Source organism: Pseudomonas sp. DD1, assembly GCF_044510355.1.
In the GTDB taxonomy this organism is placed as follows: Bacteria; Pseudomonadota; Gammaproteobacteria; order Pseudomonadales; family Pseudomonadaceae; genus Aquipseudomonas; species Aquipseudomonas shahriarae.
Map to the genome: position 1 here is coordinate 312,380 of NZ_MSAJ01000037.1, position 14,430 is coordinate 326,809.

General features: G+C 62.4%; 10 protein-coding genes and 1 rRNA gene. 6 read left to right on the top strand and 5 right to left on the bottom strand.

Features of this window, described 5'->3' with window-relative positions:
- Window positions 1-218: 218 nt before the first annotated feature.
- From PSFL_RS24330 to PSFL_RS24355, 6 genes are all read left to right on the top strand, one after another.
- The gene (locus PSFL_RS24330) at window positions 219-2,441 is read left to right on the top strand and encodes a TonB-dependent siderophore receptor (protein WP_057439127.1); all 2,223 of its coding nucleotides are present in this window, start codon (window positions 219-221) and stop codon (window positions 2,439-2,441) included.
- Between the two features lie 263 nt (window positions 2,442-2,704).
- Entirely contained in the window at window positions 2,705-3,592 is an 888-nt protein-coding gene (locus PSFL_RS24335) for a LysR family transcriptional regulator (protein WP_397470588.1), read from the top strand.
- Between the two features lie 116 nt (window positions 3,593-3,708).
- Window positions 3,709-4,815: a tartrate dehydrogenase gene (locus PSFL_RS24340; protein ID WP_397470589.1), complete on the top strand. Its 1,107-nt coding sequence runs from the start codon at window positions 3,709-3,711 to the stop codon at window positions 4,813-4,815.
- Window positions 4,816-4,817: 2 nt separating this feature from the next.
- A complete protein-coding gene (locus tag PSFL_RS24345; protein WP_397470590.1) occupies window positions 4,818-6,266 on the top strand; it encodes an aldehyde dehydrogenase family protein in 1,449 nt (482 codons plus the stop codon).
- 32 nt (window positions 6,267-6,298) lie between these two features.
- Entirely contained in the window at window positions 6,299-7,057 is a 759-nt protein-coding gene (locus PSFL_RS24350; RefSeq protein WP_057439131.1) for an SDR family oxidoreductase, read from the top strand.
- A 28-nt stretch (window positions 7,058-7,085) separates the two neighbouring features.
- The gene (locus PSFL_RS24355) at window positions 7,086-8,057 is read left to right on the top strand and encodes a cyclase family protein (RefSeq protein ID WP_057439132.1); all 972 of its coding nucleotides are present in this window, start codon (window positions 7,086-7,088) and stop codon (window positions 8,055-8,057) included.
- 1 nt (window position 8,058) lies between these two features.
- Here the strand turns inward: PSFL_RS24355 and PSFL_RS24360 are convergent, their stop codons facing one another.
- From PSFL_RS24360 to rrf, 5 genes are all read right to left on the bottom strand, one after another.
- A complete protein-coding gene (locus PSFL_RS24360) occupies window positions 8,059-10,476 on the bottom strand; it encodes a TonB-dependent siderophore receptor (protein ID WP_397470591.1) in 2,418 nt (805 codons plus the stop codon).
- Between the two features lie 110 nt (window positions 10,477-10,586).
- A complete protein-coding gene (locus PSFL_RS24365; protein ID WP_397470592.1) occupies window positions 10,587-11,561 on the bottom strand; it encodes a FecR family protein in 975 nt (324 codons plus the stop codon).
- Window positions 11,558-12,070 (bottom strand): sigma-70 family RNA polymerase sigma factor, encoded by a 513-nt coding sequence (locus tag PSFL_RS24370; RefSeq protein WP_120732445.1) that lies wholly within the window; start codon window positions 12,068-12,070, stop codon window positions 11,558-11,560. Before PSFL_RS24370 ends, PSFL_RS24365 begins: the two co-directional genes overlap by 4 nt.
- Window positions 12,071-12,187: 117 nt before the next feature.
- Window positions 12,188-14,080: a penicillin-binding protein 2 gene (gene mrdA, locus PSFL_RS24375; RefSeq protein ID WP_397470593.1), complete on the bottom strand. Its 1,893-nt coding sequence runs from the start codon at window positions 14,078-14,080 to the stop codon at window positions 12,188-12,190.
- A gap of 232 nt (window positions 14,081-14,312) precedes the next feature.
- A 5S ribosomal RNA gene (gene rrf, locus PSFL_RS24380) occupies window positions 14,313-14,428 on the bottom strand.
- Between the last annotated feature and the right edge of the window lie 2 nt (window positions 14,429-14,430).

Below are 14,430 nucleotides of genomic sequence, written 5' to 3' on the forward strand. Positions count from 1 at the left end.
TCAGGAATCTCTTTCAGGGCGCGATTCTACTCGGCATCCGCCATCAGGCCTTAATAGAAATTTCTGGCCTTCAGAAAAGTCATACATCACAAATCAGTTTGTGAAATATCATTTAGCATTTATTATCATTTGCACTGGAGTCGTATTCGCGCAGCGAGGAAGCGCAACGTTGTTGCCCCCTCTTTCCTCACACTGACGCTTCGCCGTCCGGATCGACCATGCCGACTTGTACTCGCCCGACCCTGCTCGCCCTGTGCTGCTCCCTGAGCTTCACGGCCCATAGCGCCCCTCAACCCGCCCCGCAGAATGCGAACGACAGTCAGGCTGGCCAGGCCCTGGAGCTGGGTGCGACCAGCATCAGCGCCGAGAGCATCATGCCCGGCTCCCTGCCCCCGGTGTACGCCGGCGGCCAGGTCGCACGCGGTGGGCAGTTGGGGGTGCTGGGCAACCAGGACATCATGGATGTGCCGTTCAGCATGGCCTCCTACACCGAACAACTGATCCGCGACCAACAGGCCGAGACCGTGGGCGATGTACTGCTCAACGATTCGTCCGTGCGCCAGGCTTCGGGTTATGCCAACCAGTCGCAATTGTTCGTGATTCGTGGCTTGCCACTGAATGGCGATGATATTTCCTACAACGGCCTCTACGGCATCCTACCCCGGCAGATCATGTCCACCGACGCCCTGGAGCGGGTGGAAGTGTTCAAGGGCCCGAACGCCTTTATCAACGGGGTAACACCCTCCGGCTCCGGCATCGGCGGCGGCGTGAACCTGCAACCCAAGCGCGCCGACGATGTACCTCTACGCCGCTTCAGCACCGATATCAGCAGTGAGGGCCGGATTGGCCAGCACCTGGATATCGGTCAGCGCTTTGGCGAGGACAATCGTTTTGGTGCGCGGGTGAACCTCTCGCAACGTGAGGGCGATACCGCCACCGATAATGAAAACCAGCGCTCCAAGCTGTTTGCCGCAGGCCTGGATTACCGGGGCGATGCATTACGCCTGTCGGGGGATTTCGCGTATCAGAAACAGCGCGTCAATGGCGGGCGCAACTCGGTGTTCCTCGGATCCTTGGTGACCCATGTACCCGACGCCCCGTCGGCCGACACCAACTACGCGCCGCGCTGGAGTGCGACCAATATTGAAGACACCCTGGGCATGCTGCGCGCCGAGTACGATCTGAACGACAACTGGACCGCCTACGCGGCGGGCGGTGCCAAGCACACACGGGAGATGGGCCAGTACTCCTCGGTGACCATCAACGACAACCTGGGCAATGCCCAGAGCAGCGCCTCGACCATCGCCCACGAAGAAGACAACAGCAGCGCCATGGCCGGCTTGAAGGGCAATTTCCAGACCGGGCCGGTGAGCCACCGCCTGAATTTCGGCCTGGCCGGGATCTGGACCGAGGCGCGCAACGCCTATGTGTTCGACAGCGCCAAGACCAGCACCAATATCTACAACCCGGTAACCGGCGCCGAACCGCGCCTGAACAACCCGCGCAACACCCCTGGCACCGACTTCAGCGACCCGACCATCACCGCCAAGACCTTCATGCGCAGCGCGGCGGTGTCCGACACCGTGGGTTTTATCGATGATCGCTTGTTGGTCACCCTGGGCCTACGCCATCAGCAAATGGTGGTGCAGGGCTACAACTATATGAGCGGCAGCCGCACGGCCAACTACGATCAGTCGATCACCACACCGGTGTACGGCATTGTGTTCAAGCCTTGGGAGCATGTGTCGCTGTATGCCAATCGGATTGAAGGTTTGGCCAAGGGCCCGACCGCGCCGGAGAAATTAGGTATTCGCACGGTGACCAACGGTGGCCTGGTGTATGCCCCAGCACGCTCCAAGCAGATCGAGGCCGGGGTCAAGGTTGACATGGGCACCTACGGCGCGACCCTGGGCGTGTATCGAATCGAGCAGCCCGGCGCCGGCTACACCCAGATCATCGATGCCACCACCGCACGCTTCGTGCGTGAGGGCGAGCAAATCAACAAAGGCGTGGAGCTCAACGTATTCGGTGAACCGCTGGCCGGCCTGCGTTTGCTCGGCGGTGTGACGGTGATGAAAACCGAGCTCAAGGGCACCCAGAACGGCGCCAATGACGGCAACCGCGCGATTGGCGTGCCGTCGTTCCAGCTCAATGCCGGGGTGGATTGGGATGTGCCGGGCCTGCAAGGCGTAACCCTCAACGGGCGCCTGCTGCGTACCGGCGGGCAGTACGTGGATGCCGCCAACAAGCTCAGCTTGCCGGCCTGGAACCGCTTTGATCTGGGCGCACGCTACAACTTCAAAGTGGACCAGCGCGACGTCACCCTGGGACTGACCGTGGACAATGTGGCCAATACCAAATACTGGCAATCGGCAATGGGCGGCTACCTGACCCAGGGCGATCCACGGGTGGCCAAGCTGTCGGCGAGCATCGAGTTCTAACCGGCACTTTACTCAAGGCAGCAAAGATCAAAGGTGGGAGCTGTCGAGCCCCGGCGAGGCTGCGATGGCGGTGGGTCAGTCACCATCAATGCTGGCAGTGCCGCCGCCATCGCAGCCTCGCCGGGGCTCGACAGCTCCCACAAGGGATCGGCGGTGCCTCCAAAGTTGAGTCAACAGCATATGTCCAATGTGTGAGGGGCAGATGATTGGACAGTCCCGCACCAACTGCGTAGTTTTCACAGACCGCGCACAAGGACTCTGGCATGGCCCCCGATCTCACTTCCATCGAGCTGTTCCTCAAGACGGTCAAGCTCGGCAGCCTGTCCCGGGCGGCCGAGCATTCGCACCTCTCGCTGTCTGCGGCCAGCCGGCGCCTGTCGTTGCTGGAGCAACACTTCAAGGTCGCCCTGTTGCACCGCTCCTCCACCGGCGTCTCGCCCACGGCGGCCGGCGAGGTGTTGGCCGAGCATGGGTTGGCGATTTTGCGCGCAGTGGATGTGATGCACGCGGACCTCGCCGACTACGCCAAGGGCGCCACCGGCCGCGTGTGCCTGTATGCCAACAGTTCGGCGATGAGCCAGCAACTGCCCAGCCAATTGACCCAGTGGAACGCCCAACATCCCGGTATCCGCCTGGATATCCGCGAGGAGCGCAGCCGTGAAATCCTGCAGGCGGTGCGCGATGGCGTGGCCGATGTGGGCATCGTCACCACCCAACCGGGCGGCGAGGACTTGCGCTTTGCCCCTTACTGCCAGGACCGCCTGTGCCTGCTGGTGCCCGATGATCATCCGTTCAAGATGCGCCATGCGCGCTTTGCCGATTTGCTGGGCTATGACTTCGTCGGCCTGGAGGACAACGCCGCCATCACCGCGCTGATCACCGAAGCCGCCGCCGCGATTGGCATGCCGTTGCGCCTGCGGATCCAGGTGCGCAGTTTTGAAGCCGTGTGCCGGCTGATTGCCGCCGGGCAAGGGGTTGGCGTGCTGCCCCAGGGCGCGGTGCAGATCTTTCGCAAGGAAATGGCCTTGCGCTTTATCGAAATTGACGACCCGTGGGCCGACCGCCAGATGTACCTGTGCATGCGCCAGGAACAGCCTTCTCCTACAAGTCTGGCGTTATTCGACTACCTCGCTGCCCGCCACTGCGCCTAACCGCGAGCCTTCGAATTTTGCGAAGGCCACTTCCATAATCAGCAATTCCACCACCGTGGCACCTGTGCCAAGAATGTCCCCGCCTCACTGACAACAACAAGAACAGGAGACACGGCGTGTCCAATTTCACGACCAGCACCCCCCATCGGATTGCCGTGATTCCCGGCGACGGTATCGGCCGCGAGGTAGTGCCCGAAGGCCTGCGCGTACTGCAGGCGGTCAGTCGGCGCTTCGGCATTGCCTTTGAGTTCGATCACTTTGCCTGGTGCAGCGAACACTACCTGGCCCACGGCACCATGATGCCGGATGATTGGGCCGAGCAGATCGGTAGCCATGACGCGATCTTCTTCGGCGCCGTGGGCGCCCCGGACATCATCGCCGACCATACGGCGGTGTGGGAGTCGCTGCTGAAGATCCGCCGGCAGTTCGACCAGTACGTCAACATTCGCCCGGTGCGCCTGATGCCCGGCGTGCCCTGCCCGCTCGCCGGTCGTGTGCCGGGGGATATCGACTTTATCGTGGTGCGCGAAAACACCGAGGGCGAATACTCCAGCGTCGGCGGGAGGATGTGGGAAGGCACGCCGCGTGAGATCGCGGTGCAGGAGTCGATCTTCTCCCGCGAAGGCGTGGACCGGGTGGTGGACTATGCCTTCAAGCTGGCCCAGCAGCGACCGCGCAAGCACCTGGTGGCCGCCACCAAATCCAACGGTATCTCCATCACCATGCCGTTCTGGGACGAGCGGGTGAACCTGATCGCCCAGCGCTACCCAGACGTCAAGACCGCCAAATTCCACATCGACATCCTCTGCGCACACTTTGTGCAGCACCCGGACTGGTTTGACGTGGTGGTGGCCTCCAACCTGTTTGGCGACATCCTCTCCGACCTCGGCCCGGCCTGCACCGGCACCATCGGCATTGCGCCGTCGGCCAACCTCAACCCCGAGCGACGCTACCCGTCGCTGTTCGAGCCGGTACACGGTTCGGCACCGGACATTGCCGGGCTGGGCGTGGCCAACCCCATCGGACAGATCTGGTCGGCCGCATTGATGATCGAGCATCTGGGCAATGGCGACCCGCTTTACCAAGAGGCCGCAGCAGCCATTGTCTCAGCCATCGAGACGGTGCTTGCGCAAGGCCCGCGCACCCGGGAAATGGGCGGCAGCGCCAGTACGATTGAAGTGGGCGTGGCCATCGCCGAATGCATCGCCGGGAACAGGAGCTGAACATGATCAACGCACATTACATCGCCAACCAATGGCAAGCCTCGACGTCCCTGGAAGACATCCCGGTGATCGACCCCAGCAGTGGCGAAACCTACTCCAGCATCGCCCGTGGCACCGCTGCCGATATCGACGCCGCCGTCAGCGCCGCGCGCCTGGCCGTGGGCGAGACCTTCGACGGGCCATGGGGCTCGTTGTCGGCACTGGAGCGTAGCCGCCTGCTGGCCAGGCTGGGCGCAGCGGTGTTAGAGCATCACGAAGAGCTGGCGCAGATCGAAGCGCGGGACACTGGCAAGGCGCTGAAAGTGGCACGGGCCGATGCCACCGCCCTCGCCCGTTACTTCGAGTATTACGCCGGCGCGGCCGACAAGTTGCACGGCGAGACCCTGCCCTATCAAAACGGCTACACGGTGCTGACGGTGCGCGAGCCCCATGGGGTCACCGGGCATATCATCCCGTGGAACTACCCGATGCAGATCTTCGGGCGCAGCGTCGGTGCGTCCCTGGCGGCAGGCAATGCCTGTGTGGTCAAGCCGGCGGAGGATGCCAGCCTGTCGTTGCTGCGCCTGGCGCAGATTGCCGCCGAGGTGGGCTTCCCGGCCGGCGCGATCAATGTGGTGACTGGCTACGGCTACGAGGCCGGCGCGGCGTTGTGCAGCCATCCGGGGATTGATCACATTTCGTTTACCGGTTCCACCACGACCGGCACGGCGGTCTCCAAGGCCGCTGCTGAGCGGCACTGCCCGGTGACCCTGGAGCTGGGCGGGAAATCGCCGCAACTGGTATTCGCCGATGCCGACCTGGACGAAGCCTTGCCGGTGCTGGTCAACGCCATTGTGCAGAACTGCGGGCAGACCTGTTCGGCGGGCAGCCGGTTGTTGGTGGAACGCAGCATCTATGAGGCCCTGGTGGAGCAACTCAGCCAGCGCTTTCGCGAACTGCGCACCGGGCCTTCGGCGCTGGACCTGGATATGGGCCCGCTGATCAACCAGAAGCAGCAACGCCAGGTACGTGAGTTCGTGCGCGAGGCCGAACAGGCCGGGATCACCGTAGCCGCCCGCGGCCAGGTGGTGGCCGAAGCCGGCAGTGGCGGTTACTTCCAGGAAGCAGTGCTGTTTCGCGATGTGCCGCCCGACAGCCGCCTGGCCCGAGAGGAGGTCTTCGGCCCGGTGTTAGCCGTGATGCCCTTTGACGATGAAGCCGAGGCCATCCGCCTGGCCAACGGCACCGAATTCGGCCTGGTCGCCGGCGTGTGGACCCGCGATGGCGCCCGGCAGATGCGCCTGGCGCGCAAGCTGCGCTGCGGCCAGGTGTTTATCAACAACTACGGGGCCGGCGGCGGGGTTGAACTGCCCTTCGGCGGCGTCAAGGCCAGCGGTTATGGCCGGGAAAAAGGCTTCGAGGCCCTGCTGGGCTTTACCACCTTGAAGACCATTGCGATCAAACACGGCTAAGCCATTACAACAACAAGAAAGGAGCACACTCCATGCGTCTAGCAAACAAAGTTGCCATCGTCACCGGCGCTGGCTCCGGGTTTGGCGAAGGCATCGCCAAGACCTTTGCCCAACAGGGTGCGCGGGTTATCGTCGCCGACATGAACGCAACCGGCGGCCAGCGGGTGGTCAATGAGATCGCCGCCAGCGGCGGCCATGCCCATTTCGTTGAGGTCAATGTGGCCAACGACGAAAGCGTGGGCGCGCTGCTGCGCGCCACCCTGGAGCAATTCGGCGCGCTGGATATCGTCATCAACAACGCCGGCACCACCCACCGCAACCGGCCGATGCTGGAAGTGGACGAGGCCGAGTTCGACCGGGTGTTCGCGGTCAACGTCAAAAGCATCTTCCTCAGCGCCAGGCATTTTGTGCCGCATTTTCGCGGCCAGGGCGGCGGCGTGTTCGTCAATATTGCCTCGACCGCAGCGATCCGCCCGCGCCCGGGACTGGTCTGGTATAACGGCAGCAAGGGTGCGGTGGTGGTCATGAGCAAAACCATGGCGGCGGAGCTGGGGCCGGACAATATCCGCGTCAATTGCGTGAACCCGGTGGTCGGCGCAACCGCGTTGCTCAGTGAGTTCATGGGCGTGCCGGACACCCCGGAAAACCGCCAGAAGTTCATGGCGACCATCCCCCTGGGACGTTTTTCCACCCCGCAAGACGTGGCCAATGCCTGCCTGTACCTGGCCTCGGACGAAGCGGCCTTTATCACCGGCACCTGCCTTGAAGTCGACGGTGGGCGCTGCGTGTAACTCAACGACCAAAGGGATCGGAGTCGATATGTGTGACTTACATAACAAGAACGAACCGAACACCAGGCAATTACTCGAAGGCCTGCCCAAGAACTGGGGTAAATGGGGACCGGACGATGAAGTCGGCGCCCTCAACTACCTGACCGAAGCCGAAGTACTGCGCGGTGTCGCTTCGGTGCGCCAGGGCAAGACCTTCACCCTGCAAGTGCAGATCGGCCATCCGGGCGGTGACCCGATGTGGCCGGCGCGCAACCCGTCGATGCGCTTCAATACCCTGGATCACAGCCACTATCACTTCGGCAAGCAACCCGAAATGACCGGCGGCGCGGCGTATTGCGACGATGTGATCTTCATGCAGTTGCAAGGCTCGACCCAGTACGACGCCCTCGGGCATGCCTGGTACGACAATCAACTGTGGAACGGCTACGACGCCATGAGCACCGTCGGCGGCATGGCCAAGGCCAGTGTGCTGGCGATTGCCGAGCGCGGCGTGGTCGGGCGTGCGGTGTTGATCGACATGGCCCGCCATCGCGGCAAGAAATACCTGGGCCGTGGCGAAACCTTCAACCACCTGGACTTGCTGGCCGCCGCCAAGGCCCAGGGGGTGACCATCGAAAAACGCGACATCCTGATCATCCGTACCGGCTCCATGGGCGCGTTCTACGAGTATGGCAAGACCGAGTTCTTCAAGGACCTGGTGGAGCCTGGCCTGACCTACAGCCGGGAACTGGTGGAGTGGTTCCACGCCATGGAAATCCCCAACCTGGTGACCGACACCATCGCCAATGAGGTGATCACCGATCCGGTGTCGGGGGTGCAGATTCCATTGCATTGCGCGCTGATGCGCAACCTCGGCATCGCCTTTACCGAGATCGTGCTGCTGGAGGATCTGGCCGCCGATTGTGCCGACGACGGCCAGTGGAAGTTCCTCTACACCGCCGCGCCGTTGAAGATTGTCGGTGGCAGCGGCGCGCCGGTGAATCCGGTGGTGATCAAGTAGCTCACCAATCGTAGGACACGGCCAGGGACGCGGTGCGCTCCTGGCCGTAATAGCAGCCAAAGGAGTAGTTGCAGGACGAGACGTACTCGCGGTCAAACAGGTTCTGCACGTTGAGGCTGGCTTCGGCGCCCTTGAATGTGGGGCTGACGCGGCTCAGGTCGTAGCTGACGGTGGCGTCAAAGACCACGAACGACGGGGTCTTGAAGGTGTTGGCCGAGTCGCCGTACTTCTTCCCGGTATACCGCGCACCACCGCCTACGGTCAGGCCGGCCAGGGCATCGCTGGCAAAGTGGTAGTCGGCCCAGGCACTGGCGCTCCACGGCGCCTGCGCCTCGCTGCGGTTGCCCTCGTCGCCGTAGTTGCTCTTGGTATAGATCGCGTCCAGGTACGACAGCGCACTGATCAACTCCACCTGGCCAAACCGGGCCTTGCCTTCAAATTCCACGCCCCGCGAGCGCACTTCGCCTTCCTGCAACTGGTATTCGCGATAGATCAGATCGCCGGTCAGGACGTTTTTCTGTTTGATCTGGAACACCGACAAGGTCAGCAGCGACTGGTCGTTGGGCTGGTATTTGAGGCCTGCCTCATACTGCTCGCCCTCCACCGGTTTATAGGCGCCGCCGCCACGCGCCGGGGCCAGCCGGCCGACGCTGGGCAGAAACGACTCGGCATAACTGACGTAGGGCGCCAGGCCGAAGTCGGTGAGGTAAGTCAGGCCGACGCGACGCGTGAGCTGCTTGTCTTTCTGCGACACCGTGCTGTGGTCCAGCAGGTCGCGATTGATCACTTCGGCCCAGTCTTCACGCAGGCCCATGGTGAGGATGAAACGGTCGAACTTGATCTGGTCCTGGGCATAGAGGCCGGTCTGCTTGACCGTGTTGTTCCACTTGGTGGTCAGTTGCGGCTGGCCAAAGGTGTGGTAGTTGGACGGCTGGTAGAGGTCGATGATTTCTGCGCCGTAAAGGTTGTAGCCCTGATATTTACGGGTGAACTCGCGATGATCGAAGCCCACCAGCAAGATGTGTTCCAGGGCACCGGTGGCGAACTTGGCCTGCAGGTTGTTATCGAGGGTGTAGGCGCTGTTGTGTTGGCGCCAGTCGAGCTTGGTGCGGCTGGCGCGGGTGTCGTCGGTGCTGCCATCGGGCAGTTCGACGAAGCGGTTCAGGTAAAAACCTTTGTAGCGGTCGTTGACGTCGGTAAATCGCGCGGTCTGGCGGTATTCCAGGTTGTCGTTGAAGGCATGGGAGAAGTCATAGCACAGCACATACTGATCGCGAATATAGTTGTTCCAGTCGGAGTCGCCGAGGAAGGTATCGCGGTCGATATGCTGGCCTTTGGAGTTGCGGTACAGGGTGCCGATGGCCGGCAACGCCTGGTAGTCGGCCAGGGATTTGTCACGTTGGATCTGCGCATAGATCGTCAGGGCAGTGTCATCCGTGGGCGCCCAGGTCAGGCTGGGGGCCAGCAAGGTGCGGCTGTCGGTGGCATGGTCGACCATCTCGTTACCGTCGCGGACCAGGCCGATCAGACGGTAGCTCAAGGTTTTTGCCTCATCGAGGGGGCCGCTGAAATCGAGAGCGCCATTGACCCGGTCGTAACTGCCCACGCCGAACTTGACCTGGTGCCGGGCCTCAGTGGTGGGCCGCTTGGACACCAGATTGATCATGCCGCCCGGCTGGTTCTGCCCAAACAGCACTGAGGCCGGGCCCTTGAGCACTTCAATGCGTTCCAGGGTGTAGGGATCAATCTGTGGCGCACCACCGAGGCTGCCGGCGTAAGGCAGATAAGCGCCATCGAGATACAACAAGGTGGGCGCGAAGCCACGGCTGGTCAGCTCGTCGGCGATGGTGTTGCGGTCGGTGTAGCCGTTGGTGTCGACGCCTGGGGTGTAGCGCAGGGACTGGGTCAGGTTGCGTGCGCCCTGGACCTTGACCTGGTCGGCGGTGACCACGTTGACGGTCTGCGGGATCTCCAGGATCGGTGTATCGGTCTTGGTGGCCGTGGCACTGCGAGTGGCCACATAGCCATCCACCTGGCCCCAGGCATCTTCCGCGACCAGGCCGGTGACGGTGGTGGCGCCAAGGTTCAAGGCGCCGCCTTCGGGCAGCAGGTACAGGCTCCAGGTGCCATTGTCGGTGACGGTCAGGCCCAGGCCGCTGCCGGTCAGCAAGTGTTGCGCAGCCTGTTCGGGGCTGTATTGGCCCTGCAACGCCGGCGCGCGGCGGCCTTGCAGCAAGGCCGGGCTGACCGACAGCGTGCGTCCGCTTTCCCGCGACAGCCGGCTCAGGCTATCGCCGAGGGCTGCAGCGGGCAGATTGAAATATTGCTGGGTGCTGGCGGCCGTATCGGCCAGGGCGGCCACGGGGTGGCCGACCACAGCCAGGGTCACGGCCAGGGTCAACAGGCAGGGATGGATCATCGAGGGTGCCATAGGGTGAGGATGCTCATTGTCAGGTTGGCGTTCCCTAACCTTGACTCGCGAGATCGGCGACCCCCTCACGCTGAGTGAAAATAATTCCCATTGGCTGCTCAGCGCACGTCAATCAGGGTCAACCAGGGGCCGTAGTGACTGATGCGCAGAGGGAAGGTCTGGGCCAGCGACTCCAGGGTTTGCTCCGGATCATCCAATGGGTACACGCCATAGACGCGTACTTTTGCGGCTTGCTCACTGACCCGCAGCACGCCCCGGCGATACGGCCGTAGGGCGTCGATCAGCAGGCCCAGGGGTTCATCACGGATATCCACGCGACCGTCGCGCCAGTCCGTGCGGCTGCGTACCGAGAGCGGTACCGGGCGCACATCGACATCGCTGAACCACGCCGCCTCCCCCGCCTCTACACGGCGCTGGCTGCCGCCGAGCGTGGTGACCTGGACGCTGTGCAATTGCACCGAGGTCAGGCTGCCGGTGGCCTCCTGGCGCACCATGAATTGCGTGCCCAGGGCCTGGACTTCGCCCTGGGCGGTGGCGATCACAAACGGCCGGCGCGGGTCGGCGGCGACGTCCACGAACACTTGGCCCTCACGCAGGCGCACCAGGCGACGGCTGTCACTGAAGTGGATGTCCACCGAACTGCGGGCATTGAGACTCAGGCGGCTGCCATCGGCCAACGCGAAAGTCTTGCGCTCACCGGTGGCGGTGTGGCGGTCGGCCCACAGGCCATTGAGCGGCTGGGCGCGATCAAAGATCGCCGCACCGCTGACACCGAACAACACCAGGGCCAGGCCACCGCGCAGCACCTTGCGCCGCGCTTCGGAATCCGGCGTCGCCAGGGCCTGGGTAACGGCGCGCAATTGGCCGGGACTGCGAGCTTCGACGCGCTGCAAATCAGCAATCGGCTGCTGCAGCAAACTGCCCACACGCTGCCAGGCAACGGTGTGCTGGGGGTTGGCCCGCAGCCAGGTTTCGAAGGCTTGGCGCAGCACAGGGTCGTCATCCCCAGCCTCAAGGCGTAGCAGCCAATCCACGGCGGCGCGAGTGGTGGCGTCCACCTTGGGGTAACTCATGTCAGGTCCGCCGACTCGGCCAGGCAATGCAGGAAAGCCCGGCGCAGATCGCGCTCTACCGTGGCCAGCGACACGCTCAACTGCTGGGCGATGACGGGCTGCGACAAGCCTTCGAGGCGATTGAGCATAAAGATTTGCCGGACACGCGGCGGTAGGCCGTTGAGCAGGCGGTCGATGCTTTCCAACGCTTCGCGCACCAGGGCCAGGTCTTCTTCCGAAGGGGTATAGGCGTGCGGCAACTGCGCCAGGCTGTCGAGGTAGGTCTGCTCCAACCGCTTGCGCCGCCAGAAGCTGAACAACAAGCGGCGCGCCACGGTACTGAGAAACGCGCGGGGCTCCTCGAGTTGATGGAGCTGGCGCGCGTCCAGAATGCGGATAAACGTGTCCTGGGTCAGGTCCGCCGCATCTTGCGGGCACTTGAGCTGACGATACAACCAGGCGCGCAACCAGCGATGGTTGTCGTCATAAAGCGTTGCCAGAAGGACCTTGGGATCGGTAGGAGTAGACACGCGGGCAGCCGAGCACGTTAATGATAATTCATCTCATTATCTGCGCAGACTGCGGCTAAATGCAATTGCTTATCTACCCAGTGAAACCTCGCCCAAGACGGCTTGACGATACTGGCGTTAGACACGAGGGTCGCCCGATGTCTTGACCGGCGTGGCGTACTGCGGTTTCAGGTGGCCTTGTTGATCGAGCAACCAGGCATCCATGATCTGGCGCACCACCGGGCCTGCCACGCGGCCGCCCGCCTCGCCGTTTTCAATCATCACTGAAATCACGATCCTGGGGTGCTCGGCCGGGGCGAAACCGACGAACAATGCGTTGTCGCGGTTGCGCTCGCGGGTCTTCAGGCGGTTGTAGCGCTCGCCCTGCTTGATTGCCACCACCTGCGCGGTACCACTCTTGCCCGCGATCCGGTACTGCGCACCGGCGGCCGACGCCCGGGCAATCCCGCGCGGGTCGTGCATCACCATTTGCATGCCGTGGTTGACCTGATCCCAGTCGCGCGGGTTCTTGAGGACGATATTGGGCATAGGGTTTTCGTCCGCTGGCGGCACGCCGTCGATGGTTTTAGCCAAGTGCGGGCGATTCCACACGCCCTTGTTGGCGATCAGCGCCGTGGCCTGGGCCAGTTGCAACGGAGTGACCTGCATGTAGCCTTGGCCGATGCCGAGAATCACGGTTTCACCCGGGAACCAGGGCTGGCGACGGGTTGCACGCTTCCAGGCCTGGGACGGCATCAGGCCGGCGGATTCTTCGAACATATCCAGGGAGACTTTCTGCCCGAGACCGAATTCGGCCATGTAGTCGTGCAGGCGGTCGATCCCCAGCTTGTGGGCCAGGTCGTAGAAGTAGGTGTCGTTGGAACGCATGATGGCGGCGTCCATATCTACCCAGCCATCACCACTGTGGTTCCAGTTGCGGTATTTGTGATCAAAGTCCGGCAGTTGGTAGTAGCCGGGGTCGAAGACCCGGGTCTGGGCGGTGACCACGCCGCTGTCGAGACCGGCGATAGCCACTTCCGGCTTGATCGTCGAGCCCGGCGCATACAAACCGCGCAGCACCCGGTTGAACAAGGGGCGGTCGAGGGAATCATGCAACGCGGCATACTCCTTGAAACTGATGCCGGTGACGAACGAGTTGGGATCGAAGCTGGGTTTGCTGACCATCGCCAGGACTTCGCCGGTTTGCGGGTCGAGGGCCACGACTGAACCGCGACGATCACCCAGGGCTTCTTCGGCGGCTTCCTGGAGCTTGATATCCAGGCTCAGGACGATGTTTTTGCCGGGGACCGGGTCGGTATGCTTGAGCACCCGCAGGACTCGGCCCTGGGCATTGGTCTCGACCTCTTCATAACCCACATGGCCGTGCAACTGCGACTCATAGAAGCGCTCGATGCCGGTTTTACCAATCGACTGCGTGCCACGGTACTCGACCGAATCCAGCTCCTTGGACTCTTTCTCGTTGATGCGCCCCACGTAACCAATGGAATGCGCAAAATGTGCACCCAGTGGGTAGTGCCGCACGAATTGCGGCTCGACATCCACGCCGGGCAGGCGGAATTCGTTGACGGCCAGTATGGCGATCTGCTCTTCAGTCAGCTCATAGAACAACGTCACGGGCACGAACGGGTGGCGCGCTTGCTTCAGGGCCTTGTCGAAGACGGCGCGGTCTTCGGCTGGCAGGTGCAGCAGAGCGATAATCGAGTCCAGCTCCCCTTTCAGGTCGGTAGCCCGTTCGCGGGTGATGGTCAGGTTGTAACTGGGACGGTTATCGGCCAGGACCACACCGTTACGGTCATAGATCAAGCCGCGAGTCGGAGTGATGGGCAGAACATGGACACGGTTGTTTTCGGAGATAGTGGAGTGATAGTCGAACTCCACCACTTGCAGGAAATACATGCGGGCGACCAAGGCGCAGCTGATGCCAAGCACCAGTATTGCGCAGGCCAGCAGGCGCTTGTTGACCAGACGGTGCTCTTTTTCGTGGTCTTTGATCGGTATGGCTTCGGGCATTTCTACAGCATCTCGTTGAATAAGGGCGATGCCGCATCCTGCGGTAGAAAAGTCGGTCCCTGGGAAAAGCTGCTGCACCATACCAAATATGACGAAACACTTTGTATTGAATTGACCGAAGGGTAATTGAGGTGGGTAGCGGCAGAGTTGCGGCTAGTTTGTACGTGCGCCTTTTCGACCGCCCAAAACAAAACCCCTGTTTGCGTTAGCAAACAGGGGTTCTGGAATTTAATCTTGACGATGACCTACTCTCACATGGGGAAACCCCACACTACCATCGGCGATGCATCGTTTCACTACTGAGTTCGGGATGGGATCAGGTGGTTCCAATGCTCTATGGTCGTCAAGAA

Coding starts and splice junctions, on each gene's coding strand:
- PSFL_RS24335 (WP_397470588.1), top strand. CDS start 2,705: ATGGCCCCCGATCTCACTTCCATCGAGCTGTTCCTCAAGACGGTCAAG.
- PSFL_RS24355 (WP_057439132.1), top strand. CDS start 7,086: ATGTGTGACTTACATAACAAGAACGAACCGAACACCAGGCAATTACTC.
- mrdA (WP_397470593.1), bottom strand. CDS start 14,080: ATGCCCGAAGCCATACCGATCAAAGACCACGAAAAAGAGCACCGTCTG.
- PSFL_RS24365 (WP_397470592.1), bottom strand. CDS start 11,561: ATGAGTTACCCCAAGGTGGACGCCACCACTCGCGCCGCCGTGGATTGG.
- PSFL_RS24345 (WP_397470590.1), top strand. CDS start 4,818: ATGATCAACGCACATTACATCGCCAACCAATGGCAAGCCTCGACGTCC.
- PSFL_RS24330 (WP_057439127.1), top strand. CDS start 219: ATGCCGACTTGTACTCGCCCGACCCTGCTCGCCCTGTGCTGCTCCCTG.
- PSFL_RS24350 (WP_057439131.1), top strand. CDS start 6,299: ATGCGTCTAGCAAACAAAGTTGCCATCGTCACCGGCGCTGGCTCCGGG.
- PSFL_RS24360 (WP_397470591.1), bottom strand. CDS start 10,476: ATGATCCATCCCTGCCTGTTGACCCTGGCCGTGACCCTGGCTGTGGTC.